Source organism: Halomonas sp. SL18_1 (genome assembly GCF_055755715.1).
The window spans coordinates 2,574,994-2,601,274 of the sequence record NZ_JBVTRK010000001.1 but is presented as its reverse complement, the minus strand read 5'-3'; the positions used below and the strand labels follow the sequence as shown (position 1 = coordinate 2,601,274).

Here is a 26,281-nt window from a genome sequence, read left to right as displayed (position 1 = left end):
GGTGCGGGATGAGCTGCTTGAATGTCTCCAGACAGTAGCGAAGGTCCATGATCGCACGGCTACCGCTGAGTCACTGGTAGCAGGCCTCCCACTTGAAGACGGTCGGGTGACGCCAGGTGTCTTCCCACGTGCTGCCGCCAGAGTTGGCATGACGGCGCGCTTGATTAAGAGTCGCCTGGTGCAGCTCAACCCGTCCCTGTTTCCGGCCGTGCTGCTTCTCGAACCAGGGAGAGCCTGCGTGCTCGTGGCGCTCGATCTCAAGGCACGACGAGCTCAAGTCATCTTTCCTGAGCTTGGCGACGCGGTCAGTGAAGTCAGCCTAGATGGCTTGCAGTCCAGTTATAGCGGGCATGCTATCTATGTGCGTCCACGCTTTCATTTCGATGCGCGTGGGCCGGAAATCAAGAAGCAGAGGTCTCGCCACTGGTTCTGGGGCGTCATTCGGGAAAATCGCAAGCTGTATCGTGACGTCATCGCCGGCTCGGTGATGATCAACCTGTTCGCGGTTGCGATGCCGCTGTTCGTCCTCAACGTATACGACAGGGTCGTGCCTAACCATGCCACGGAAACCCTCTGGGTCCTGGCAGCGGGAATCTTCGTTGTCCTGTGTTTCGATCTGGCGTTAAGGCTAATGCGTAACGCCTTTGTTGATCTTGCTGCCAGCCGGGCCGACGTCAAACTGTCGTCGTCGATCATGTCGCGCGTGCTGGGGTTGCGTATGGAGGCCAAGCCCGCCTCCACAGGCTCATTCGCTGCGACACTGCAGTCTTTTGAATCCGTTCGCTCCTTCATCGGGTCAGCCACGGTGGTGGCCTTGGTCGACTTGCCTTTCGTTCTGCTGTTTGCAGCGATCATCGCCTTGATTGGTCCGCCACTCGTGATCCCCGTGCTGGTGGGGATCGTCTTCGTGCTGCTCTATGCGCTGGCCGCGCAGGGTAAACTGCATGAACTCTCTGAAACCACCTGGCGGGTTGGTGCACAGCGTAATGCCACCTTGGTGGAAACGGTCTCGCAGCTCGAGACGGTGAAAGCGCTACGTGCAGAAAGTCGTATCCAAGCCTTTTGGGAGAAAGCCTCGGCTTTCCTGTCGCGCACGGCAGCCCAGTTGCGCCTGGTCAGCTCTTCCGTCTCTAGTGTGGCGCTTTGGGCCCAGCACAGCGTAGCGGTATGCGTGATCATCATTGGCGTCTACCAGATCATGGAGGGCAATCTCACCCAGGGTGGATTGATAGCCGCTTATTTGCTTTCGTCGCGGGCGATGGCGCCCGTCAGTCAGGCGGCCTCCCTGCTCGCCCAGTACCACCAGTCATCGACCGCACTGCAATCGCTCAATGATGTCATGGAGCGCCCAATAGAGCGTCCGGAGGGCAAGGCATTCGTTAGTCGCCCCGCGATCCGTGGTGAAATCCGCTTCGACAAGGTGAGCCTTCGCTACCCTGAGGAGGAGCGTGAGGCACTGCGTGATATTTCGCTCAAGATTGAGGCGGGGAGAAGGTAGCGTTACTCGGACGCGTTGGCTGTGGCAAGACTACGCTGCAAAAACTGATTCTGGGTCTCTACCAGCCGACGGCCGGCGCCGTGATGATCGACGACGTTGACCTGCGCCAGATCGACCCGCTTCAGCTGCGCCGGCAGATCGGCTATGTCCCCCAGGACGTTAACCTGTTCTTCGGGACGCTGCGCGAGAACATTGTCGCCGGTGGCGGTAGCGATGGCGTCGACGATGAAGCGCTCCTGCGAGCCATCAAACTCAGCGGTCTAGAAGCCTTGGTCAATGCCCACCCTCAGGGGGTTGACCTGCAGGTCGGTGAGCGCGGTCAGGCGCTCTCCGGTGGCCAGCGCCAGGCCGTGGCTATTGCCCGTGCCCTGGTCAACGATCCTCAGGTGCTGCTGCTCGACGAACCCAGCAGCTCGATGGATCACGCCAGCGAAGAGGCCTTCAAGGCCAGCCTCAAGGAGTATGCTCGCGCCAAGACCATGATTGTCGTGACCCATCGGACCTCGCTGCTTTCCCTGGTTGACCGCATCATAGTCATTGATGGCGGGAAGGTGGTTGCAGACGGTCCGCGTGACAAAGTGGTAGATGCACTGCGCAAGGGGCAGATCGGGAGGGCAAGCTAATGGCCGGCAAGAATAGTCGCAGCGCTGAACAGCGGGGGTTCGAAGCGATCGGGCGATTCTCGGAGGCCGGGGCAAGCCGTTTCGACCTTTCATCGACCGGCTATTCGCTAGGCGAGTGACCTCCGCCCACCTCAATCGTGATTGGGCGAGTGACGCTGACTGGGCGCGCATGCAGCAGGATCCTCTTCGGGCACGTGCTTTTCTTTACATCGTGCTGCTGACTGTGGCGGCGCTGCTGGTGTGGTCCTACTTTGCTGCCATTGATGAAGTGACGCGCGGCAGTGGGCGGGTGATTCCCTCCAGTCAACTGCAGCGTGTACAGAGTTTCGATGGCGGCGTGGTTCAGGAAATCCTGGTGAGAGAGGGGCAGCTGGTTGAGGCGGGGCAGGTCCTCATGCGTATCGACCCCACGCGCTTTGTCGCCAGTTTCAGAGAGAATCGGGCACAGGCCTTGGCGTTGAAAGCACGTGCCGAACGCCTGCGGGCGCTGGTGACCGATACACCGTTCGATCCTGATGAGGAGTTGCGTGTCGAAGCCCCACACATCGTGGCCCAGGAGCGCGAGGTGTATGAAAGCCGGCGGGAGGAGCTTCGTGAGCAGGAGCAGGTGCTGCGTGACCGCATCCGTCAGCGTGAAGAGGAGCTCAATGAAGCAACCGCCCGGCGCGACACTGCCCAGCGTGAGGCCAATATGGCCAGCAGGGAGCTTAACCTGACTCGCCCGATGCTGGAATCCGGTGCTGTATCCGAAGTGGATGTGCTGAGACTCGAGCGCGAGGTGTCACGTGCCACCGGTGAGCGGGATCAGGCCCAGGCCTCCATGGCCAGGCTGCAGGCGGCGGTGGAAGAGGCCCGCAATCAGTTGAGCGAGCTTGGCGTCGAGCGGCGAAGCGACTGGCGCAACGACCTGGCCCAAACCCTGGGGGACCTCAATGCGCTGGATGAGTCGAGCGCTGGCCTGCAGGATCGGGTGCGCCTCGCCGAGATTCGGTCACCGGTGGATGGGGTCGTGCAGCGGCTCAACATCAATACCATCGGCGGGGTGGCCCAGCAGGGGCAGGAAGTCGTCGAGATCGTTCCCTCAGATGATCAGCTGTTGGTCGAGGCCCGTATCGCGCCGCAGGATATCGCCTTCCTGCGTCCCGGGCAGCCAGCCACCATCAAGCTCACCGCCTATGACTTCGCCGTCTATGGCGGACTCCAGGCGGAACTCGACCATATCAGTGCCGATACGATCACCGACGATGACGGCAATACCTTCTACCTGGTGCGCGTGCGCAGCATCGAGGGGGAAGAAGTGGACAGTGAACTTGCCGTGATACCCGGAATGACGGCTCAAGTCGACATCATGACCGGCAAGCGCACTGTGATGCAGTTCATGCTGAAGCCCGTATTGCGGGCCTGGAGCAATTCGATGGGAGAGCGATGATGGCGGTCTACTTCATCAGTCAAGGACGTGATGAGTTTCCACGCTGGCGCGAGGCCTTCAGCGATGCTGAAATCATCGTGCCCGATCAGGCTCGCAGCGTAGGTCGTGGGGACAGTGTCTGGGTCATGTCGAGGTTGGATGGTTGGGAGGAGCTGGTCAGGGACTTGGCTGCACGTGGTGCCTTTATGGCAGTGCTAACGTATCGACCCGAGGCCAGAGAGGCCTTGCAGGCACTGGAAGCCGGAGCCAGGGGATATACTCACGCGCTAGCTGCGCCGGAAGTGCTCCGTCAGGTTCAAGTCGTAATGACGCATCAAGGGATTTGGGTGCCATCGGAGCTGATGGCCCGCGTGGCAGGTGGCACGTTCCGGGCCTTGGGTGGCGTCCATGAGGAGAGCGCTGGCGCGCTGGACGATCTCACAGAGCGGGAGCGAGCCGTGGCCGAAGCAGTGCTGGAGGGCCTTTCCAACAAGGAAGTGGCACGAAAGCTGGGCATCACCGAGCGTACCGTCAAGGCGCACCTTGGTGCTGTGTTCCACAAGCTGGGTGTGAGGGACCGGATCCAGCTTGTGTTGCGGCTATCGGGGCGCAACGCCGAGGTTGTGTCGAGCTCTACCTGACCAACGTCAATGACAGGTTGCACAATGCTAAAGGCCGAGGGCATAAGCTTCTCGGCCTATGGCATTTGTGGGGTGTCTTGACCTGTCCATCGGTCCAATACTGCTTCTTCCGTACAGCGGATACCTTAAGGGTAATAGCCGGCCTTGTGTCGTCTTGCCTTGATAACGCTTTCATGCAGGGAGTCTTACCATGACCATCGCAACTGTCATAGCTATCACCGGACAGGCCTGGGCGCGCGACGCCGATGGCAATCTACGAGAGCTGCGTGTGGGGGACACCCTGCAAGAAGGGGAGGTGCTCGTCACCGCGGAGAACGCGCGCGTGCAGCTCGACTTTGGCGATGGTCTGGACCCCACGGTGATCGCTGGCGATCAGCAGATCGTCATGGCACCGGAGCTGGATGCCAGCGAGCCTGCTGAAGCCTTTGATTTCAGCGCCGAAGATGACGACCTCGATGCCCTCCTTGCGGCAATCGACGAAGGGGAAGGCGACCTGCTCGACCTGCTCGATGCTACTGCTGCCGGTGCAGGCCCGGGTGGTGCCGCTGACGGTGGCCATAGCTTCGTGATGCTGGGCGGATCGCTGAAGACGTCGACCCGCTTGCCTTTGAAACTCAAGGCATTGAGCTTGGCGCCGTAGATTTCCCAGAAGATGAACCTGCACTGCTGGCAGAAGAGGAAGAGCCCGTCGAAGAGCCGGAGCCGGAACCTGAGCCCGAGCCCGAGCCCGAGCCGGAACCCGAGCCCGAGCCCGAGCCCGAGCCGGAACCCGAGCCCGAGCCTGAGCCGGAACCCGAGCCCGAGCCTGAGCCGGAACCCGAGCCCGAGCCCGAGCCGGAACCTGAGCCCGAGCCGGAAGATCCGGAGCCGGTGCCTGAACCGAGTCTGAGCGTAAGCGTCGAGTCGGCCCTGGAGCTGGAGAGCAGCGCCGATGCCGAAGCGGGTCAGACCGCCTTCACCATTAGCAGCGAGACCACGCTAGACGGCATTGATCCCGCCTTGGCTGGTGACGTTACCTATGTGATCACCGGGGGCGATGACAACGGCTACTTCGAACTGGGCGAGGACGCTGACGGCAACCCGGTGTTGGTGCTGACCGAGGACGGCGCCGAGGCGATCCGCAACGGCCAGTTCGACCCGGCGGGTGCCACTATCACCGTGACCGGCAGCCAAGAAGTGGGCAGCTTCACGGTCACCGATGACGACACTGCCGGCATCGAAGTCCCGACACCGTCCCCGAGCCTGGATGTCACCGTCGAGCCGGCCCTGGCGCTGGAGAGCAGCGCCGATGCCGAAGCCGGCCAGACCGCCTTCACCATTAGCAGCGAGACCACGTTGGATGGGATCCATGAGTCCCTGGCCGGCGACGTCACTTACGCGATCACCGGCGGTAATGACAACGACTACTTCGAACTGGGCGAGGACGCCGATGGCAACCCGGTGTTGGTGCTGACCGAGGATGGCGCCGAGGCGATCCGCAACGGCCAGTTCGACCCGGCGGGTGCCACTATCACCGTGACCGGCAGCCAAGAAGTGGGCAGCTTCACGGTCACCGATGACGACACTGCCGGCATCGAAGTCCCGACACCGTCCCCGAGCCTGGAGGTCACCGTCGAGCCGGCCCTGGCGCTGGAGAGCAGCGCCGATGCCGAAGCGGGTCAGACCGCCTTCACCATCAGCAGCGAGACCACGTTGGATGGGATCCATGAGTCCCTGGCCGGCGACGTCACTTACGCGATCACCGGCGGTAATGACAACGACTACTTCGAACTAGGCGAGGACGCCGATGGCAACCCGGTGTTGGTGCTGACCGAGGATGGCGCCGAGGCGATCCGCAACGGCCAGTTCGACCCGGCGGGGGCCACTATCACCGTGACCGGCAACCAGGTGATTGCCGAGGGCGAGCTCAACGAGTTCACGCTCAACGCCAGTGACGATGCCGGCGTTGAAGTGCCGGCGCCGTCCCCGAGCCTGGAGGTCAGCGTTGACGCGGCCCTGGATCTCGACAGCAGCGCCGATGCCGAAGCGGGTCAGACCGCCTTCACCATTAGCAGCGAGACCACGTTGGATGGGATCCATGAGTCCCTGGCCGGCGACGTCACTTACGCGATCACCGGCGGTAATGACAACGACTACTTCGAACTGGGCGAGGACGCCGATGGCAACCCGGTGTTGGTGCTGACCGAGGATGGCGCCGAGGCGATCCGCAACGGCCAGTTCGATCCGGCGGGTGCCACTATCACCGTGACCGGCAACCAGGTGATTGCCGAGGGCGAGCTCAACGAGTTCACGCTCAACGCCAGTGACGATGCCGGCGTTGAAGTGCCGGCGCCGTCCCCGAGCCTGGAGGTCAGCGTTGACGCGGCCCTGGATCTCGACAGCAGCGCCGATGCCGAAGCGGGTCAGACCGCCTTCACCATCAGCAGCGAGACCACGTTGGATGGGATCCATGAGTCCCTGGCCGGCGACGTCACTTACGCGATCACCGGCGGTAATGACAACGACTACTTCGAACTGGGCGAGGACGCCGATGGCAACCCGGTGTTGGTGCTGACCGAGGATGGCGCCGAGGCGATCCGCAACGGCCAGTTCGACCCGGCGGGGGCCACGATCACCGTGACCGGCAACCAGGTGATTGCCGAGGGCGAGCTCAACGAGTTCACGCTCAACGCCAGTGACGATGCCGGCGTTGAAGTGCCGGCGCCGTCCCCGAGCCTGGAGGTCAGCGTTGGCGCGGCCCTGGATCTCGACAGCAGCGCCGATGCCGAAGCGGGTCAGACCGCCTTCACCATCAGCAGCGAGACCACGTTGGATGGGATCCATGAGTCCCTGGCCGGCGACGTCACTTACGCGATCACCGGCGGTAATGACAACGACTACTTCGAACTGGGCGAGGACGCCGATGGCAACCCGGTGTTGGTGCTGACCGAGGATGGCGCCGAGGCGATCCGCAACGGCCAGTTCGACCCGGCGGGGGCCACTATCACCGTGACCGGCAACCAGGTGATTGCCGAGGGCGAGCTCAACGAGTTCACGCTCAACGCCAGTGACGATGCCGGCGTTGAAGTGCCGGCGCCGTCCCCGAGCCTGGAGGTCAGCGTTGACGCGGCCCTGGATCTCGACAGCAGCGCCGATGCCGAAGCGGGTCAGACCGCCTTCACCATTAGCAGCGAGACCACGTTGGATGGGATCCATGAGTCCCTGGCCGGCGACGTCACTTACGCGATCACCGGCGGTAATGACAACGACTACTTCGAACTGGGCGAGGACGCCGATGGCAACCCGGTGTTGGTGCTGACCGAGGATGGCGCCGAGGCGATCCGCAACGGCCAGTTCGACCCGGCGGGGGCCACTATCACCGTGACCGGCAACCAGGTGATTGCCGAGGGCGAGCTCAACGAGTTCACGCTCAACGCCAGTGACGATGCCGGCGTTGAAGTGCCGGCGCCGTCCCCGAGCCTGGAGGTCAGCGTTGACGCGGCCCTGGATCTCGACAGCAGCGCCGATGCCGAAGCGGGTCAGACCGCCTTCACCATCAGCAGCGAGACCACGTTGGATGGGATCCATGAGTCCCTGGCCGGCGACGTCACTTACGCGATCACCGGCGGTAATGACAACGACTACTTCGAACTGGGCGAGGACGCCGATGGCAACCCGGTGTTGGTGCTGACCGAGGATGGCGCCGAGGCGATCCGCAACGGCCAGTTCGATCCGGCGGGGGCCACTATCACCGTGACCGGCAACCAGGTGATTGCCGAGGGCGAGCTCAACGAGTTCACGCTCAACGCCAGTGACGATGCCGGCGTTGAAGTGCCGGCGCCGTCCCCGAGCCTGGAGGTCAGCGTTGACGCGGCCCTGGATCTCGACAGCAGCGCCGATGCCGAAGCGGGTCAGACCGCCTTCACCATCAGCAGCGAGACCACGTTGGATGGGATCCATGAGTCCCTGGCCGGCGACGTCACTTACGCGATCACCGGCGGTAATGACAACGACTACTTCGAACTGGGCGAGGACGCCGATGGCAACCCGGTGTTGGTGCTGACCGAGGATGGCGCCGAGGCGATCCGCAACGGCCAGTTCGACCCGGCGGGGGCCACTATCACCGTGACCGGCAACCAGGTGATTGCCGAGGGCGAGCTCAACGAGTTCACGCTCAACGCCAGTGACGATGCCGGCGTTGAAGTGCCGGCGCCGTCCCCGAGCCTGGAGGTCAGCGTTGACGCGGCCCTGGATCTCGACAGCAGCGCCGATGCCGAAGCGGGTCAGACCGCCTTCACCATTAGCAGCGAGACCACGTTGGATGGGATCCATGAGTCCCTGGCCGGCGACGTCACTTACGCGATCACCGGCGGTAATGACAACGACTACTTCGAACTGGGCGAGGACGCCGATGGCAACCCGGTGTTGGTGCTGACCGAGGATGGCGCCGAGGCGATCCGCAACGGCCAGTTCGACCCGGCGGGGGCCACTATCACCGTGACCGGCAACCAGGTGATTGCCGAGGGCGAGCTCAACGAGTTCACGCTCAACGCCAGTGACGATGCCGGCGTTGAAGTGCCGGCGCCGTCCCCGAGCCTGGAGGTCAGCGTTGACGCGGCCCTGGATCTCGACAGCAGCGCCGATGCCGAAGCGGGTCAGACCGCCTTCACCATCAGCAGCGAGACCACGTTGGATGGGATCCATGAGTCCCTGGCCGGCGACGTCACTTACGCGATCACCGGCGGTAATGACAACGACTACTTCGAACTGGGCGAGGACGCCGATGGCAACCCGGTGTTGGTGCTGACCGAGGATGGCGCCGAGGCGATCCGCAACGGCCAGTTCGATCCGGCGGGGGCCACTATCACCGTGACCGGCAACCAGGTGATTGCCGAGGGCGAGCTCAACGAGTTCACGCTCAACGCCAGTGACGATGCCGGCGTTGAAGTGCCGGCGCCGTCCCCGAGCCTGGAGGTCAGCGTTGACGCGGCCCTGGATCTCGACAGCAGCGCCGATGCCGAAGCGGGTCAGACCGCCTTCACCATCAGCAGCGAGACCACGTTGGATGGGATCCATGAGTCCCTGGCCGGCGACGTCACTTACGCGATCACCGGCGGTAATGACAACGACTACTTCGAACTGGGCGAGGACGCCGATGGCAACCCGGTGTTGGTGCTGACCGAGGATGGCGCCGAGGCGATCCGCAACGGCCAGTTCGACCCGGTGGGGGCCACTATCACCGTGACCGGCAACCAGGTGATTGCCGAGGGCGAGCTCAACGAGTTCACGCTCAACGCCAGTGACGATGCCGGCGTTGAAGTGCCGGCGCCGTCCCCGAGCCTGGAGGTCAGCGTTGACGCGGCCCTGGATCTCGACAGCAGCGCCGATGCCGAAGCGGGTCAGACCGCCTTCACCATCAGCAGCGAGACCACGTTGGATGGGATCCATGAGTCCCTGGCCGGCGACGTCACTTACGCGATCACCGGCGGTAATGACAACGACTACTTCGAACTGGGCGAGGACGCCGATGGCAACCCGGTGTTGGTGCTGACCGAGGATGGCGCCGAGGCGATCCGCAACGGCCAGTTCGACCCGGCGGGGGCCACTATCACCGTGACCGGCAACCAGGTGATTGCCGAGGGCGAGCTCAACGAGTTCACGCTCAACGCCAGTGACGATGCCGGCGTTGAAGTGCCGGCGCCGTCCCCGAGCCTGGAGGTCAGCGTTGACGCGGCCCTGGATCTCGACAGCAGCGCCGATGCCGAAGCGGGTCAGACCGCCTTCACCATTAGCAGCGAGACCACGTTGGATGGGATCCATGAGTCCCTGGCCGGCGACGTCACTTACGCGATCACCGGCGGCAACGACGAAGGCTACTTCGAGCTGGGAGAAGACAGCGACGGCAACCCGGTGCTGGTCCTGACCGAGGACGGCGCCGAGGCGATCCGCAACGGCCAGTTCGACCCGGCGGGTGCCACTATCACCGTGACCGGCAACCAGGTGATTGCCGAGGGCGAGCTCAACGAGTTCACGCTCAACGCCAGTGACGATGCCGGCGTTGAAGTGCCGGCGCCGTCCCCGAGCCTGGAGGTCAGCGTTGACGCGGCCCTGGATCTCGACAGCAGCGCCGATGCCGAAGCGGGTCAGACCGCCTTCACCATTAGCAGCGAGACCACGTTGGATGGGATCCATGAGTCCCTGGCCGGCGACGTCACTTACGCGATCACCGGCGGTAATGACAACGACTACTTCGAACTGGGCGAGGACGCCGATGGCAACCCGGTGTTGGTGCTGACCGAGGATGGCGCCGAGGCGATCCGCAACGGCCAGTTCGACCCGGCGGGGGCCAATGTCACCGTGACCGGCAACCAGGTGATTGCGGAAGGTCTGCTGAATGAATTCAATATCACTGATTTTGATTCCGCAACAGTGGAAGTGCCTGTAGACCCACCCCGAATCCAGGGTCTCGATGGAGAGGGTGCCGATGTCGTGCTCAACGAGAAGCACCTTGAGGATGGTACCAAGCCTGCTGAAGAGAAGCTGACACAAGGCGGTGTCTTTACCCTTGTAGCACCTGCAGGCATCGACAAGCTGACCGTTGGTGACAAGGAAGTTACCCTTGCCGAGCTAGAGGCTCTTGAGCCGACGGATCCGGTCCAGATCACTTCCTCTTCCGGGAATACGCTGTCGCTTATTAACTATGATTCAGCGACTGGTGAAGTGTCGTATGAATACACTCTGGTCAATAACCTTGAGCATGAGGAAGGCGGTGGAAGAAACTCGCTCTTCAAAGAGTTCGAAATCGTTCTCTTCGACACCTTAGGGCGTGATTCGGATCCAGCCTCGCTGGATGTGGAGATCATCGATGATGTTCCCGAGTTTGATGAGGCTGGAATTGATGATGTCACCGTGTCCGCAGCTGAGGGCAGCGATGCTTCTGGTGACCTGAACCTCACCATTGGTGCTGATGGCGATGGTGCCTTCGTGCAGAATGTTACGCTGCAGGAAAGCGGCGGCTTCATTCAGGTTCAATATACTGATGACGGGGAGTCAAACACTGCCTTCCTGACCTCTAATGGCAGCAAGCTCCAGTATGAGTTTGATCAGGATAGCCAGCAGCTGATCGCCTTCAAGGAAGGCGAGAGTAGTGAAAGCCCGGTATTTACCATCGATTTCAGCATTGATGGCAATAGCTACGAGCTCAATGTGATCCAAGAGCTTGATCCGGTAGCTGCCTCCTTTACTTCTGATGTGGCCGGTACGCAAGGCGGCGGCATAGATGGCGAGCTGGAAATCAGCAGCCCGAACCTGGAGGCAGAGTTCTTTGCCTTGGGTGGGCAAGTCAACTGGTCAACCAATGGGATTGGTGTCGACAACAATCTGATTGGTGCCGGTGAGACGCTCGTGGCGCAATTCAGTCAGCAACTGACAGAGCTTTCCTTCAAGATGGGTAACAGCGGCGCGATGAGCTGGGAGATTTTCAGCGGCGGTGAGTCGGTTGGCACAGGCTCTGAGTTGACGGTTGATTACCCTGATGGTTTCGATGAAATTCGTTTCTACGGAAGCTCAGGTGGCGATCAGTATAATGTCAATGACTTTAGCGGGACGTTCCTGGATACGCTACTCCCGTACCAGCTACCTGTAAACGTTGATGTGGTTGATGGTGATGGCGATCCTGCCTCAAGTGATTTCGACATCACCTTCGAGCCTGTCGAGTCTGTTAATGAGCCAAATCCGCCGTCAGATCCTGATGGGCCGGCAATTCTTGGACTGGGTGCTTCAGGTGGCGATGTGGTTGTCGATGAAGCCTGGCTGGAAGGCGGCACTAAAGAAGGCGAAGGCAACCTGTTGCAGCACGACACCTTTACTCTCGAGGCCGAGGGGGTATTCGCTCGTTGACCGTGGCTGGGAAGGAAATTACCTGGGAGAACTTGCAGGAACTTTCAAATAGTGCCCCCGTGGTGATTGAGCTTCCAAGTGGTAACGTACTCTCCATCACCGGTTTCGATGGCGATCTGTATGGTGGTGAGGTCAGCTACACCTATGAGCTGAAAGACAACTCGCTAGCCCACGACGAGCAAGGGCGAGATGAGTTGGAGAAAGAGGTGTCGGTAGTTCTTGAGGATCGCTTTGACAGCACCTCTGAGTCCGAGATGTCGATTGTCATCATTGATGACGTGCCTGGTGAGTTCGAGGGTGGTCAAACCATTCAGGTGCCGATCAGCGAGGTCATCGTGGGTGACTGGGCTGCGGGGTGGATCAATATCAACACCACTAACGGTCAGTTCAACGCTGAGGATCTCGATGAGGATGACTTCAAGGATCTGATTTCCTGGGGTACTCCGGCGGGTGGCTCTGAAGGCTCGAATTATGTCTTCGATGATAATGAAGACCTGCGTGATCTTGACACCGGTAAGGTTGACCAGACTTTTGTGCTTGGCACTTTTACCCATAACAATTTCCCGATCTTTGCTGATGGGGGCGTGCTTCAGTCAGTAGATCTGACTATGGAGTTCACCATTGTGATTGATGGTGTCGAGACGACGGTGACGCACACCATCAATATCGAGCATGATGAGACGCCCAACTATGATGATTGGGGTAATCCGCTGCCCCCTGAAGAGGCTGCGGATATCGTCACTATCTCCAATGCCATGACTCAGGTACCGATTGAAGTCGGTGATCGTGAGTATGTCTTCGATATCCTTGGCTTCAAGCCTATCGGCGAGCCGGATGGCGAGCCCGTCAACGAAGTGATCACCTTCGAGGATGCATCCAACAGCTTCGAACTGGTTGGACGAATTTCCTCTACGGATGATCTTCCTGTGCTCACGGGGCAGATTGAAGAGCCATTCTGGGGTGCCGATGGCCCTGATGAAGAGGAGCCGCTGCTGTGGTCCACGGCCGAGGGAGATCAGGCAGTTGCCGAGGGGGAGACGCTGTCAATTGAAGGGCAGTTTGGCACGCTGATCGTAAGTGATGATGGCAGCTATACCTATGAGGTTAGCCGCGAAACACGCGACAACATTAATATCGGAGAAGACAAGGAGGACGTATTCACTTATTACCTCCAGGATGCCGATGGAGATCGTGTGCCCTCGACGCTGACCATCACCCTGGAGGGTGCCGTCAACTCGATTGATCTGGATAGCCAGCAGGCCAGCGCCGAGATCAACAGTGATACCGTGACACCCGATCCGGTCCCTGCGGGCTCCATCGCAGGTGGTGGCCAGATTCAGACAACGTCCAGTAATCATAGTAATGGCGTCGAGGATACATGGGAGAGCGAAAGCTTCACGGTTGAGGAGGGCGGCACAGGTAGCTTTAGCTTTACCGCCGAACTGTCTTCACCGGGTAGCAGCTCGGCCTCTCTCAAGTGGCACCTGGAGAAGCTGGATAGCAACGGTGATTGGCAGCAGGTCGAGGGTGTCGGTGGCACCGTTGGCTCTGGCACCCACTCGGTGGATGGGCTTGAGTCCGGTGAGTATCAGGCTGTCTTTGAGGCTGAAGCGAGTGGGCGACACGATACTGCGCCTTGGTGGGCTTGGTGGAGCAATTATCAATATCCATCGGTCAGTGCTGGAGAGCTTGAGTCCGAGTTCCTGGCCGACCCCTATGAAGAGCTTTCGGTCAGTGAGTTTGAAGGTAACGTGCTTGAAGGGGCGACGCCGGGCTCCATCAACTCGACCCTTAGCGTCAAGCTGCCGGATGGAGACTGGCAGGAGGTCGGTGAAGCGGGCCTGACGCTGGCTGGAGAGTACGGCACCCTGGTGATTCAGAAAGATGGGAGCTATGTCTACACGCCGGAAGCCAATGCGGACTTCGTAGGGAAGTCAGAAGCCTTCGAGATCCAGCTGACGCATCCGGCCGGAGAGTCGGTCACGGCGACATTGACGATCGATATCGGTGGCAATGCCCAGCCGGCTGGCGACCAGGGTGGCGAGATTCAGGCAACAGGCTTTGGTCTCTTCTCGCTGGAGGACCTTGACGCGCTAAGCGGGGAAGAAGATGCCGCCGCCTCCGATGAGTCTGAGGATGCCGTTGAAGATGATGAAGTGGAGCCTGAGCCCACAGACGAAGACGACACGGAGTCAGAGTCTAAAGATGAGGATGAAGGCGACGAGAAAGAGGGCGAGGAAGGTGCGAATGAGCCTGTAATCGAGGGTGAAGACGCAATTGATGAGCCTGAGAATGAAAATGCAGATTCAGCACAGGATGATGAGGCAGGCACAGCGCCCGAGGATGCTACTGAAGATGACGAGGGCGACTCTTACAGCTCCGATGAGGAGGAGCAGGTTGCCGAGTCTGGCAGTGTTGACAAAGACGATAAGGATGAGCGTGCCGAAGAGGACGAGAAGGAAGATGGCATCAAGCTTCAGGATGTCGTCAGCGATGACGATGAACTTCTGAAAGACGATGATTCCTCTATGGACAAGATGCCGAAGTCGGTGAATGGCGGTGACGATCCTTCTGTGGGCTATTCCTCCGGCCCCGACGAGTTGGATACCACGACCAACACCACCGATCAGTAACCTTTAACTGTGTTGAGTTGGCCCCGCCCGGTTCGCCGGGTGGGGCTTTTTGCTAGGCTAAGCAGAACGAAGCCATCACTCTGGGGAGAGACGTGTGTTCATCAAACGCAACGAGTCGGGCGAGATCGTCCAGGTCAGCCGCGAGGCCACCGAGGAGTGCCGGGAGTTTGCGCCCCCATGCTCGCCGGAGCTTCAGGCCTTCGTCGGGGACGACGATGAGCTGAAGAACCAGGCGCTTTCGAAATCTGATCTGGATTTCGTGCGGGTGCTGGAGGATGTGATCGATGTGCTGATGGACAAGGGCGTCATCAGCTTTACCGACCTGCCTGAGCCCGCTCAGCGCAAGCTGATGGAGCGCCAGTCACTGCGCCAACGCTTGAACAGCGTCGGGTTAATGTCGGAGACCGACGACGACAGCGGCGTCATCTAAGTCGCGCCAGGGCAGGGGTGAGGCAGCGGTGCGTGGATCATGGCACTTACCGCCGCTCTGTGCCTAGCGGATCCACGCACCGCCTTGCCTGCAGGTCGTCAGTCCTTGCGCTCGCTGCCGTTCTGGCGAACTCCCGGGCCGGTCACCCCGTCCATGCCGAGTTCGAACAGCGTGCGGGCTGCCGTTTGAGTCTCCACCCCCTCGGCAATGACTGTGATACCCAGCGAGTGGGCCAGGGTCGACACGCCTCGCAGCAGGCTCTGATGCTCCTGATTCTCTGCGATGCCCTTGCTTAACGAGGCGTCGGTTTTCAGATAGCTCAGCCCGAGGTGCTGCAGCCCCTCGATCTGCCCGAACTGGCTGGTGGCGTGCTCCAGGCCCATCTGGCATCCCAGCGTCCGTACTTCACGACACAGGCTGCTGAACCCTTCGGGATTGTGGATAGCGACTGCTTCCGGCAGCTCCAGCCACAGCCGTGCGGCTTCCTGCGGGTGGGCGCGAAGCGTGGCGATCAGTTCGCTGACGAATCGCCCGTCGCGCAGTGAGCGCGGGGAAAGGTTGATGCCAACGGGCTTGCCGCTTATCGCCGTGTCGTCTAGCGCTGCCGCCACCGCGGCGAGATCCAGCTGGGTGGCCATCTCCAGGCGCGAAATCCACGGCAGGAAGACCCCGGCCGGTCGCCACTCGCCCTTTAGCTTGAGGCGCGTGGGGGCCTCGTAGTGGAGCAGCTTGCCCTCGGTGTCCAGGACCGGGAAGTGGGCGAGATAGACGCCTTGCTTCAGGGCGTCTTCCAAGGCATGCCGCCACTCGTCATGGGTGGTGAATAGGGCTTCCTGATCGGGGGATTCCACGATGACCTGGCCGACAACGCCCTGGTTCTCGGCGGCGGCTAGGGCCCCGTCGAGGCTTGCCAGCAAACCTTCGCGACTCTTGCCCTGGGCGTATTCTGTCAGCGCCGAGGGTAGCGTCAGAGAGGCGCCAGACTGGTTGACAAGCGCTTCGAGGTGCTCGGTCAGCTCGTCCCCCAGCCTTTTCAGGTCGTGGGCGCGGGGAATCAGTAGAGCGAAGTCGCTGCCGTTGAGACGGCCTACCCGGCCATCGCCGTTCATCAGGCTGAGCTGCTTGAGGCGGCGTGCTAGCTCGACCAGCAGGGCATCGGTTTTCTGGTGGCCGAGCTGCTGATTCACCTCGCTCAGATTGCCGACGCGAATCATGGCCAGGGTGCCGCTGGCATCGTGGCTGTCGCTGGCCAGGCTTGACTCGAGACGCTCCAGTAAGGGGGCGCGGGCCAGGGTGTCGGTCACCGGGTCGTGCTGCAGGCGGCGCCTGAGCTGGTCGAGCTTCTCGCTCTCCCTGCCCAGCATGGTGCGCACGCTTTCCGAGAGGCGGTTCATGGCCTTGACCAGCTCGCGTAGCTCACGGGTTCTCGGTTCTGGCGAGGTGACGAAGCGCTGCTCGCCGATGGCCTGGGCCTGATTCACTACGTTGCGTAGCGGCTGGCGGATGGTGCGCACGATCCAGGCGGCCAGCAGCAGGCTGATGGCGGCGGCAACGGCAAACCAGCCGGCAAGCGTCAGGCTGCTGCGCCACAGCGAATGGTAGGCAAAGCTGTGGTGACTCTCGAGAATCAGGGTGCCGTACTGACGCCAGCCATCCTGGACCACGGCGCGCCCCGGTGGCACGTCGAATCGCACCAGGTTCACGAACCAGCCGGGGACCTCGTCGATGGCCTCGTTGCCGACGCGCCGTTCGATGACTTGGCCCTCGGGGTCGCGCAGCTCGATGCGCCGATAGTGGCCGGTATCGAACTGGGCAGCCAGTAGCAGCTCGAGAATCACCGGGTCCTTTTCCAGCTGGCTCATGGACAGCGCCAGGGCGTTGGCGTTATCGCTATTCTTGATGCGGACTTCCTGCTCGATATAGTGCCGGCTGCTGCTGATACTGACGAACAGACTGCCAACGAAGGCCAGTATCAGCAGTGCCACGATGGTCAACCAGAGCTGCTTGATCAGTGACATCTTGTCTCCCCCTGCGGGCGTTAGGTCCCTTGTCGCGTGGTCGCGTGTTGTTGTGGCGGCTCAGATAAATCCTTGTTCTTGCATGCGGCCGACGACGCTGCGCCAGCGCGACAGACGTGCCAGCGGGTCGGCCCTGGATTGGGTCGAGCCGCCTGCCCAGAGCCCTTCGCTGTTGAAACTGAAGACCGGGTCCAGGTCGGTGCGCTGCGAGGCCGGCGTGATCGAGGGCACCAGGTTGTCGAGGATGCGCGGCTCGGCGGCGGGGGTCTGGTAGTAGCCCAGCACCATGTGGGCCTGCACGATCTGGCTGCGACCGATCCGGGCCCTGACATAGATCAGCCGCAGCCGATCTCCCGGGACGCCCAGCTCCTTGAGGGAGATATACTTGGCGATCGAATAGTCCTCGCAGTCGCCCTGACCCTGGCCCAGGGTTTCCAGCGGTGTCGCCCAGAAGTCCTCTTGCCCCCAGTTGTCGATGTCGTCCACCCAGCGTATCCGACGATTGAAGAAATCGTTGACACTGCGAAGCTGTGTTTCGAGGTCGCTGTGGCGAAGCTGGTCGAGCAGGTCGAACCAATCCTCCAGCGCCTGGACCCCTTGCGGCCCGTGCATCTGGCGCATGCTGTCGCGCAGCCGGGCGCGGTTGATGCCGGCCTCGAGCGGGGCGGACGTCAGCCCCAGGCCCGCCGTCAGCACAAGCGCTCCCAGGCCCACCAGAAAGCGGCGGCGTCCGGTGTGGCAGCGATGGGAGGTGATGGGCTGTCGCATGAAGTGTCGCAGGATGAATGAGCACTTGCTCAAGTGTAGGAGGCGGGTGCCGGCGTTGCTACCGGTACCAGGGACCCCAGTCGTTGGCATCAGTTCACGTTCAGCCTTTCCCCGGCCCTTGCCAGACCCGCAGACGACCGAGCCAGGTCAGTTCCCGGGAGGCGTCACGCAGCTCCCTGGCGGCAGCCTCCAGGCTCTGACCGGCGGGCAGGGCATTGACATAGACGGAGACATCGACCTGGTTGTCGAGGTAGTGCAGGTCCAGCGCTACCCGACTCTGCCAAACGGCGCTGGATGACCACACCCTGTCTAGCACCCCTTCTACATCGCGGCGCAGGGGCAGGCCGGGGCGCAGGCTGTGCTCGGTCTCCCCGGCGTCGTCCTCGGGGTCGATATGGAAGGTGACATCGGCCAGGGCGGGATTGTCCTCGCGCAGGCGTCGGCTGACTTCGTTGCCGATCTCATGGGCCTCCGACACCGTGAGTCGAGGGGCTACCACGATATGCAGATCGAGCACCGCCTGGCTGCCCAGCGATCGGGTTCGCAGGTCATGCACGCCCTGCACGCCGGGCACGGTCTCCGCCAGGGTCTGCATGGCCTCGCGCTCTGTCGCCGGCAGCGCCGTATCGATCAGTTCCTGACTGGACTCCCACAGCAGCCGCCATCCCACTCGGCCGACCATGACGCCAACGATGATGGCGGCCGCCGCGTCGACCCAGCCGGCTCCTAACTGGGCGGCCACCAGGCCCACCAGCACCACCACCGTGGAGAGCGCGTCGGAGCGAGAGTGCCAGGCGTTGGCCTCCAGCAGCCTGGAGTTGACTCGCCTGGCCACGCGCATCGTATAGCGGAAGATCCACTCCTTGGCGAGCAGAGCGAGAATCGCGACACCGATGGCCCAGAGGCCGGGTGCGGCAATCGGTTCGCCGCCGATCAGACGCACGAGGCTCGCCCAGGCGATGCCGCCGGCGACGAAGATCAGCACGCTGCCCAGCCACAGCGTCGCCAGGGTCTCGATGCGGCCGTGACCGTAGGGGTGATTGCTATCGGGAGCCTGGCGACCGAAGTGGGTGGCGGCCAGCACGAAGCCGTCGGTCACCAGGTCGGAAAAGGAGTGGATACCGTCGGCGATCAGCGCCGCCGAGCCAACCAGCCAGCCGGTGATGAGCTTCATCAGGCCGAGCAGGAAGTCCACCGCGGCGCCGATCAGCGTGACCTTGTGGGCCTCGCGGGTCTGGGCGCCCTGGTCCGGTGAATGGTGCGAGGGGGTGTGCCCCATGGCGCTCGCCCTCCGCGGTCAGCTGTCGATCATTCCGGCACGATGGCGAACCGGATTGGCATACTGGGCCAGCCACCATTCGCGTAGCGCCGGGGAATCTCGTGCAGACGTGCCTGGAAGCGGGCGCGATCGGCCTCGGTCACCTCCTGCATATCCAGCAGCTCGGGGGCGTCGCCGAGGGCCTCCAGCGCCAGATAGTGACTGGGGAAGAGGCGATAGCCCGAGATGACCTGGCGGTCGATCTCTGCCGCGACGGCTTCGGGCGTATCGAAGCCGGGGCCCAGCGGCTCGCCGAAGCGCAGCTGCACGCGCCCCTTGTGGCCGGTAATGCCGGTAACGATGGAGAGAATATCCTCGAACTCCCCCTTGTCGTAGCGACCAGCGGTGTGCACGGCGTGCAGCTCGCGGGCCTTCTGCAGGTCGCAGGGGTCGTACTCGTAGCTGACCGATACCGGCACCAGCCTCAGCTCGGCGATGGCGTCGCCGATGGGGGCCTGGCGATCCTCACGACGGCGCGCCATGGTCAGCATCTTGATGATGGCAGGGTCGGTGCGGTCGATCCCGTCCTTGGCGCGCCCCTCCCGCTGGGCCATCCAGATGGAGTGGTTGTCGGCGGTGATGGAGTGGCGGATATAGTCGGAGAGCGTCTGGTAGGCGGCCAGCATGGCGCGCTTGCCACGCAGGGCCCGGGGCACGATGAAGCTCTTGTTGAGCCGCATCAGGTCGGTGACGTAGGGCTTCTTGAGCAGGTTGTCGCCGATGGCAATGCGCACCGTGTCGCGCCCCGCCTGGTGCAGGGCGAAGTTGACGAAGGCCGGGTCCAGGGCGATGTCGCGATGGTTGCCGATGAACAAATAGGCGGTATCCGGCGCCAGGTGCTCCAGGCCGTCGACCCGAAAGTCGGCGGTGGAGGTACGAATCATGCGCTCCATGTAGTAGGCGACGCGCATCTGGAAGTCGTGCACGCTGGCCACGCCGCGGGTTTCCCGGCGAATGGCGAAAGCGGCGATGGCTCGGGCCAGGCCGGGCAGCAGCCGGCTCAGTCGCGGCAGACGGTAGCGGGTCAGGGCGTCCAGCAGCTCCCGATTGCCGGCCAGGCGTGTCAGCACCGCGGCGACTTCGTCGTCGTGATAGGGGCGGATGTCGGCCCAGGGATCCTGCGCGGGGGAGTCGCGTCGTTCATTGTTGCGTCTTGTCGGCCTGGGTGAGTCATGCGACGCCCTGCGTCGGACTGTTCTCGGCTTCGCCGTCGAGCCACTCTATCAGTCGCTCGATCAGCTCGGCCAGAGCCTGGGTCATGAGCATGAAGTCGGCCTCCAGGCGCACGATGGCGTCTCCATCGTCCTCGATTTCGCCGGCCTCGTCGATCAGTGCGTCATTGAACCGCAGCGATTTCAGCGCCAGGTCGTCGTGCAGGACGAAGCTTAGCTGGCCCTCCCGCTCCAGCGCCATGCGACTGGCCTGACGGCCTGCGGACAGCAGCTGCTGGATCTCGTCGCTGTCCAGGTCCACCTGGCGTGCGCGCAGTACGCCGTCGTCGCCCTTGGCCTTGAGCTCGACCTGATCGCCGAGCAGCAGATCGGCAGGGCGGGTCTGCTCATCCGCTAGCCACTGGGTCATGGCCCGCATCGGCAGGGCTCGGGTGGCCAGCGGCGTTACCTTCAGGCTGCCCAGCGTCTCGCGCAGCAGATCCAGGGCTTCCTCGGCGCGCTTGCGGGAGCTGGTGTTCACCGCGATCAGGCTGCGGCGGGTGTCCCACCACAGGTCGACCTTCTGGCGGCGAATGAAGGCGCGGGGGAGCAGCTCCTCATAGACTTGTTCCTTGATCTCCTGCTTCTCCTGGCGACGCAGCTTGCGGCCCTCGCGGGCCTCGATGTCGCTGGCACGCTCCTCGACCTCCTCGCGAACCACGCTGGCCGGCAGCATTCGCTCCTGGCGCAGGAGGGTCATCAGCCGCTGGCCCTGAAGCTCGTGCAGCAGCGCCGTGCCGGCACGGCCGGCGGGGGGCACCAGCCCAGACGCCTCGCTTCGCTACCGCCCGGCTGGCGGGCGGCCTGCTCGGCCAGGGCCGCTTCCAGGTCGGCAGCCGGGATCGCCGTTGAGCCGTGCAGGCGGTAAAGATGCAAGTGCTTGAACCACATGGCGCATTCCCAGAATGAAAAGGAGGCATATTATGGCGAACGGGGGCGGCTGTACCAGTGCGCGGGCCACGGCAGAAGTGTTGAACGTTATCGCATGGATTCAAACTGCTGTTTGAAAGTGTGTCGGGGCTGGGCCTAGAATCGGTCCTTTCCCCTGCAAGGAGCTTGTTCGATGGATTCACGACTCTCCCGCGCCACCCTGCGCGTGCGCGGCTACCACCTGGACGGCTACGGTCATGTCAACAACGCTCGCTACCTGGAGTTTCTCGAGGAGGGGCGCTGGGGGTATTTCGATGACCGCCCCGATGTCGCCCGGCGGTTTGCCAGCGGCAATCCCGCCTTCGTGGCGGTCAACCTCAATATCAACTACCGGCTTGCCGCCGTGGCCGGCGACGATCTAGAGGTGGTGACCCGGTTGGCCGAGCTGGGTACGCGCAGCGCCCGCATGCATCAGGAGATTCGCCGTGTCGATGACGGGGCGGTGGTGGCCGACGCCGACCTCACCTTCGTGCTGCTCGACGTCAAGGCCAACCGCTCGCTGGCCATCGAAGGGGAGCTGCGTGATGCCCTGGCGCCCCTGGTGCTGGCGGACTGAGGCTCACCGCTAATGCCGGTCAGCCGGCGCGCCGTCGTCATGCGACGGCGGTGAGCGCTTAGGGCGATTGCATGATGCAATGTTTTCTCATCGGGTGGCTTCTGATTGGCAAGGGATGGCAGGTGGGAGGGCGGCTTTGCCGCGCGAAGGCGCCGACAGGCGCCCATTCTCTGGCAGCACGACGCGCTGCTTCGCCCGCTGAAGCGGCCTCCCACGGTAGGAATCGCCCTATGACGAGAGTCGTTCTTGTCGTGCGATTGCCCTGGGCGAGCGCTCCCTGCGCTGCCTTTGTGCTGAGCAGAGTGGTATGATGGCAGGCTGTTATGGCGCGCCCCTTAGATGGCTCGGCGGCGTGCCAACCTGCTGCAGTGCAAAGGATTCGACGACCCATGGGTGACATCGCCAGAGAGATTCTGCCAGTCAACATCGAGGACGAGCTCAAGCAGTCGTACCTCGATTACGCGATGAGCGTGATCATCGGCCGCGCGCTGCCGGACGTGCGCGACGGCTTGAAGCCGGTGCACCGGCGCGTGCTATTTGCCATGCACGAGCTCGGTAACGACTGGAACAAGCCGTACAAGAAGTCGGCCCGCGTGGTGGGCGATGTCATCGGTAAGTACCATCCCCACGGCGACAGCGCCGTCTACGACACCATCGTGCGCATGGCCCAGCACTTCTCCATGCGTCATGTGCTGGTGGATGGCCAGGGCAACTTCGGCTCCATCGACGGCGACAGCGCCGCCGCCATGCGTTACACCGAGGTGCGCATGGCACGCCTCGCCCACGAGCTGCTCGCCGACCTGGAGAAGGACACCGTCGACTGGGTCGACAACTACGACGGTACCGAGCGCATCCCCGATGTGCTGCCCACCAAGGTGCCGAATCTGCTGATCAACGGCTCCTCGGGCATCGCCGTGGGCATGGCCACCAATATCCCGCCCCATAACATGGGCGAGGTGATCGACGCCTGCCTGGCGCTGATCGACGACTACACCCTGTCGGTCGATCAGCTCATGGAGTATGTCCCGGGGCCCGACTTCCCCACCGGGGCGATCATCAACGGCCGTGCCGGCATCCTCGAGGCCTATCGCACCGGCCGCGGACGCATCTACGTGCGCGCTCGCCACACCATCGAGCACGATGACAAGAGCGGGCGTGACCATATCATCGTCACCGAGCTGCCCTACCAGGTGAACAAGGCGCGGCTGATCGAGAAGATTGCCGAGCTGGTCAAGGACAAGAAGGTCGAGGGCATCGCCGAACTGCGCGACGAGTCCGACAAGGACGGCCTGCGGGTGGTGATCGAGGTCAAGCGCGGCGAGTCCGGCGAGGTCGTGGTCAACAACCTCTTCGCCCAGACCCAGCTGCAGAACGTCTTCGGCATCAACATGGTGGCCCTGGAAGACGGCCAGCCGAAGATCCTCAACCTCAAGGAGGTGCTCGAGGCCTTCATCCGTCATCGCCGCGAGGTGGTCACCCGTCGCACCCTGTTCGAGCTGAAGAAGGCCCGCGAGCGCGGCCACATCCTCGAGGGGCTGGCGGTGGCGATCTCCAATATCGACGAGGTGATCGAGCTGATCAAGGCCTCGCCGAGTGCCGCCGAGGCCAAGGAGAAACTGCTGGCCCGGACCTGGCAGCCAGGGCAGGTCACCGGGATGCTGGAACGTGCCGGCGCCACCTCCTGCAAGCCGGAGGACCTCCCGGAGGGCTTCGGCCTCAGCCCGACTGGCACCGAGTATCGGCTCTCGCCGGCCCAGGCCCAGTCGATCCTCGAGCTGCGCCTGCACCGCCTGACGGGCCTTGAGACCGAGAAACTTCTCAACGAGTACCTGGGCATTCTCGAGAAGATCGCCGAGCTGATGGCGATACTGGCCTCCAGCGAGCGGCTGCTCGAGGTGATTCGTGAAGAGCTGAACGCGGTTCGCGACCAGTTTGGCGATCCCCGGCGCACCGAGATCCAGGCCAGCCATCTCGACCTCTCCATCGAGGACCTGATCGCCGAGGAGGACATGGTGGTCACCGTGTCCCGCTCCGGCTACGCCAAGACCCAGCCGCTTTCGGACTACCAGGCCCAGCGCCGGGGTGGTCGCGGCAAGTCGGCCACCGCCATGAAGGACGAGGACGTCATCGAGCACCTGCTGGTGGCCTCCACCCACGACACCGTGCTGCTGTTCTCCAATCGCGGCAAGGTCTACTGGCTCAAGGTCTACGAGATGCCGGCGGCCAGCCGTGGCTCCCGTGGCAAGCCGCTGGTCAACCTGCTGCCGCTGGAGGAGGGCGAGGCGATCAACGCCATCCTGCCGGTGCGCGACTACTGCGCCGAGAGCTACATCTTCTTCGCCACCGCCAAGGGCACCGTCAAGCGCACCAGCCTGGATCAGTTCTCCCGGCCGCGCAGCGTGGGCCTGATCGCCATCGACCTGGAGGAGGGCGATCGCCTGGTGGGGGCCGCCATCACCTCGGGTAGCGACCACGCCATGCTGCTCTCCTCCAACGGCAAGGCGATCCGCTTCGAGGAGGGCAACGTGCGCGCCATGGGCCGCACCGCTCGAGGGGTGCGCGGCATGCGCCTGCAGGATAATGCCGAGGTGATCAGTCTGATCATTCCTCAGAGCCAGCAGATCGACGCCAACGCCGACCTGGAAACCGAGGATGAAAACGGCGAGCCCCGCGAGAACGGCAACGGCGGGCAGATCTATATTCTCACCGCCAGCGAAAACGGTTACGGCAAGCGAAGCCGGCTCGAGGAGTTCCCGCTTCGCGGTCGCGGCGGCCAGGGGGTCATCGCCATGCAGACCAGCGAGCGCAACGGCTCGCTGGTGGCCGCCATGCAGGTCTACTCCACCGACGAAATGATGCTGATCACCGACCGCGGCACTCTGGTGCGTACCCGAGTCGATGAGGTCTCGATCACCTCGCGCAACACCCAGGGCGTCATGCTGATTCGCCTGGGCAACGACGAGAAGCTGGTCAAGACCGTGCGCATCGACGAGCCTGAGAGCGAGCTAGAGGATGAGCCGGAAAGCGGCGTCGAGAACGAGCTCGAGGGTGAGCAGCAGGAAGGGCAGGGCCCGGAAGAAAGCGAGCCGCGAAACGGCGAGTAATCGCGCTTCAAGCCCGGAAAGCGATGAGCTGTTCCGGCGACAAGCCTCGCGAGGGCGCTGTGAACCCATCCCTGGGCGCTACTTTTGCCATCCATGGCAAAAGACCCTCGCTACGGCTTGTCCCCGGCGCTCATCCCGCTTGGTCACGAGACATGAGAAAAACGGAACACCACGCTGATGACACGCCACTATAACTTCTGCGCCGGCCCCGCGGCGCTTCCCGCGCCGGTGCTGGAGCGGGCTCGCGAGGAGATGCTCGACTACCAGGGGCGCGGACTCTCGGTGATGGAAATGAGCCATCGCAGCCCCGAGTTCGTCGCCATCGCCGAGCAGGCCGAGCGCGACCTGCGCGAGCTGCTGGCCATTCCGGCCAACTACAGGGTGCTCTTTCTTCAAGGCGGCGCCAGCCTGCAGTTCGCCATGGTGCCCATGAACCTGCTGGGGCGGGGCGGACGCGCCAATTTTGTTTATACCGGTATCTGGGGAAAGAAGGCCCTGGCCGAGGCCGAGCGCCTGGGCTTTCCGGTGCACCTGGCGGGTTCCAGCGAACCTAGCGGCCATACCCGGGTGCCCGAGCCGTCGCAGATCGCCCTGTCCGACGACGCTGCTTACCTGCACTACACCGCCAACGAGACCATCGGCGGGCTCGAGTTTGACTACATTCCCGAGGTTGGCGCGCCCCTGGTCTGCGATATGTCCTCGTCGATTCTCTCCGGGCCGCTGGATGTGTCGAAGTTCGGCATCCTCTATGCCGGCGCCCAGAAGAACATCGGCCCGGCGGGCCTGACCCTAGTGGTCGTGCGCGAGGATCTGCTCGACCGGGCGGGGAATGCCATTCCGAGCCTGTTCGACTACCGCGGCCTGGCCGATGCCGGCTCCATGGTCAATACGCCGCCCACCTTTGCCTGGTACCTGGCGGGGCTGGTCTTCCAGTGGCTCAAGCAGGATATTGGCGGCCTGGCCGCCATGGACGTCATCAATGCCCGCAAGGCCGCCAAACTCTACGCGGCCATCGACGCCAGCGAGCTCTATTCGAACCCCATCGCCGAGCGCAACCGCTCGCGGATGAACGTGCCCTTCGTGCTCGCCGACGCGCGCCTGGACAAGCCGTTTCTCGCCGAGGCCGAGGCGGCCGGGCTGCTCAATCTGAAGGGGCATCGCAGCGTGGGCGGCATGCGGGCCAGTCTCTACAACGCCGTTCCGGAAGCGGGTGTCGACGCTCTGATCGCCTTCATGGCCGACTTCGAGCGGCGTCACGGTTGACC

Annotated in this window: 11 protein-coding genes and 4 pseudogenes; 10 read left to right on the top strand and 5 right to left on the bottom strand. The window is 62.9% G+C overall.

From position 1 onward, the window contains the following. The first annotated feature begins 13 nt into the window (after positions 1-13). The 7 genes and pseudogenes from ACSJDS_RS13250 (at position 14) to ACSJDS_RS13220 (ending at position 15,111) form a co-directional block, all read left to right on the top strand. Positions 14-2,121, top strand: a pseudogene (locus tag ACSJDS_RS13250) (type I secretion system permease/ATPase). Next, positions 2,121-3,550: pseudogene (locus tag ACSJDS_RS13245) on the top strand (HlyD family type I secretion periplasmic adaptor subunit). The pseudogenes ACSJDS_RS13250 and ACSJDS_RS13245 overlap by 1 nt, the downstream one beginning before the upstream one ends. Next, positions 3,547-4,170 carry a LuxR C-terminal-related transcriptional regulator gene (locus ACSJDS_RS13240; protein ID WP_473033673.1) on the top strand — a complete coding sequence of 208 codons (624 nt, stop codon included), beginning with the start codon at positions 3,547-3,549 and terminating at the stop codon, positions 4,168-4,170. The pseudogene ACSJDS_RS13245 and the gene ACSJDS_RS13240 overlap by 4 nt, the downstream one beginning before the upstream one ends. 190 nt (positions 4,171-4,360) lie before the next feature. Then, positions 4,361-4,810, top strand: coding sequence for a retention module-containing protein (locus ACSJDS_RS13235; protein ID WP_473033672.1), 450 nt, complete (start codon positions 4,361-4,363; stop codon positions 4,808-4,810). A 230-nt stretch (positions 4,811-5,040) separates the two neighbouring features. Further along, positions 5,041-12,048, top strand: coding sequence for a beta strand repeat-containing protein (locus tag ACSJDS_RS13230; RefSeq protein WP_473033671.1), 7,008 nt, complete (start codon positions 5,041-5,043; stop codon positions 12,046-12,048). Positions 12,049-12,107: 59 nt separating this feature from the next. Continuing rightward, entirely contained in the window at positions 12,108-14,681 is a 2,574-nt protein-coding gene (locus ACSJDS_RS13225) for a BapA/Bap/LapF family large adhesin (RefSeq protein ID WP_473033670.1), read from the top strand. A 94-nt stretch (positions 14,682-14,775) separates the two neighbouring features. Further along, positions 14,776-15,111 (top strand): tryptophan synthase subunit beta like protein, encoded by a 336-nt coding sequence (locus tag ACSJDS_RS13220; RefSeq protein ID WP_473033669.1) that lies wholly within the window; start codon positions 14,776-14,778, stop codon positions 15,109-15,111. Positions 15,112-15,209: 98 nt separating this feature from the next. Here ACSJDS_RS13220 and ACSJDS_RS13215 read toward each other — a convergent pair whose 3' ends face one another. From ACSJDS_RS13215 to ACSJDS_RS13195, 5 genes and pseudogenes are all read right to left on the bottom strand, one after another. Continuing rightward, complete coding sequence (locus ACSJDS_RS13215; RefSeq protein WP_473033668.1) at positions 15,210-17,129, bottom strand: EAL domain-containing protein; 1,920 nt, start codon at positions 17,127-17,129, stop codon at positions 15,210-15,212. A gap of 60 nt (positions 17,130-17,189) precedes the next feature. After that, positions 17,190-17,897 (bottom strand): transglutaminase-like cysteine peptidase, encoded by a 708-nt coding sequence (locus ACSJDS_RS13210; protein WP_473033667.1) that lies wholly within the window; start codon positions 17,895-17,897, stop codon positions 17,190-17,192. A gap of 100 nt (positions 17,898-17,997) precedes the next feature. Beyond that, the gene (locus tag ACSJDS_RS13205; protein WP_473033666.1) at positions 17,998-19,176 is read right to left on the bottom strand and encodes a cation diffusion facilitator family transporter; all 1,179 of its coding nucleotides are present in this window, start codon (positions 19,174-19,176) and stop codon (positions 17,998-18,000) included. A gap of 18 nt (positions 19,177-19,194) precedes the next feature. After that, a pseudogene (locus tag ACSJDS_RS13200) lies at positions 19,195-20,318 on the bottom strand (1-acyl-sn-glycerol-3-phosphate acyltransferase). 67 nt (positions 20,319-20,385) lie between these two features. Continuing rightward, positions 20,386-21,317, bottom strand: a pseudogene (locus ACSJDS_RS13195) (recombination-associated protein RdgC). A gap of 172 nt (positions 21,318-21,489) precedes the next feature. On the opposite strand from ACSJDS_RS13195, the gene ACSJDS_RS13190 reads away from it, so the two are divergent. From ACSJDS_RS13190 to serC, 3 genes are all read left to right on the top strand, one after another. Continuing rightward, positions 21,490-21,912 carry an acyl-CoA thioesterase gene (locus tag ACSJDS_RS13190; protein WP_473033665.1) on the top strand — a complete coding sequence of 141 codons (423 nt, stop codon included), beginning with the start codon at positions 21,490-21,492 and terminating at the stop codon, positions 21,910-21,912. A 389-nt stretch (positions 21,913-22,301) separates the two neighbouring features. Further along, positions 22,302-25,016, top strand: a complete 2,715-nt coding sequence (gyrA, locus tag ACSJDS_RS13185) for a DNA gyrase subunit A (protein WP_473033664.1) — start codon at positions 22,302-22,304, stop codon at positions 25,014-25,016. A gap of 177 nt (positions 25,017-25,193) precedes the next feature. Beyond that, complete coding sequence (serC, locus tag ACSJDS_RS13180; RefSeq protein ID WP_473033662.1) at positions 25,194-26,279, top strand: 3-phosphoserine/phosphohydroxythreonine transaminase; 1,086 nt, start codon at positions 25,194-25,196, stop codon at positions 26,277-26,279. Positions 26,280-26,281: the final 2 nt, after the last annotated feature.

What these genes read in the sequence shown, in the direction of transcription:
- ACSJDS_RS13240 (WP_473033673.1), top strand. Translation starts at nt 3,547, where the DNA reads ATGATGGCGGTCTACTTCATCAGTCAAGGACGTGATGAGTTTCCACGC.
- ACSJDS_RS13235 (WP_473033672.1), top strand. Translation starts at nt 4,361, where the DNA reads ATGACCATCGCAACTGTCATAGCTATCACCGGACAGGCCTGGGCGCGC.
- ACSJDS_RS13215 (WP_473033668.1), bottom strand. Translation starts at nt 17,129, where the DNA reads ATGTCACTGATCAAGCAGCTCTGGTTGACCATCGTGGCACTGCTGATA.
- ACSJDS_RS13210 (WP_473033667.1), bottom strand. Translation starts at nt 17,897, where the DNA reads ATGCGACAGCCCATCACCTCCCATCGCTGCCACACCGGACGCCGCCGC.
- ACSJDS_RS13205 (WP_473033666.1), bottom strand. Translation starts at nt 19,176, where the DNA reads ATGGGGCACACCCCCTCGCACCATTCACCGGACCAGGGCGCCCAGACC.
- ACSJDS_RS13190 (WP_473033665.1), top strand. Translation starts at nt 21,490, where the DNA reads ATGGATTCACGACTCTCCCGCGCCACCCTGCGCGTGCGCGGCTACCAC.
- gyrA (WP_473033664.1), top strand. Translation starts at nt 22,302, where the DNA reads ATGGGTGACATCGCCAGAGAGATTCTGCCAGTCAACATCGAGGACGAG.
- serC (WP_473033662.1), top strand. Translation starts at nt 25,194, where the DNA reads ATGACACGCCACTATAACTTCTGCGCCGGCCCCGCGGCGCTTCCCGCG.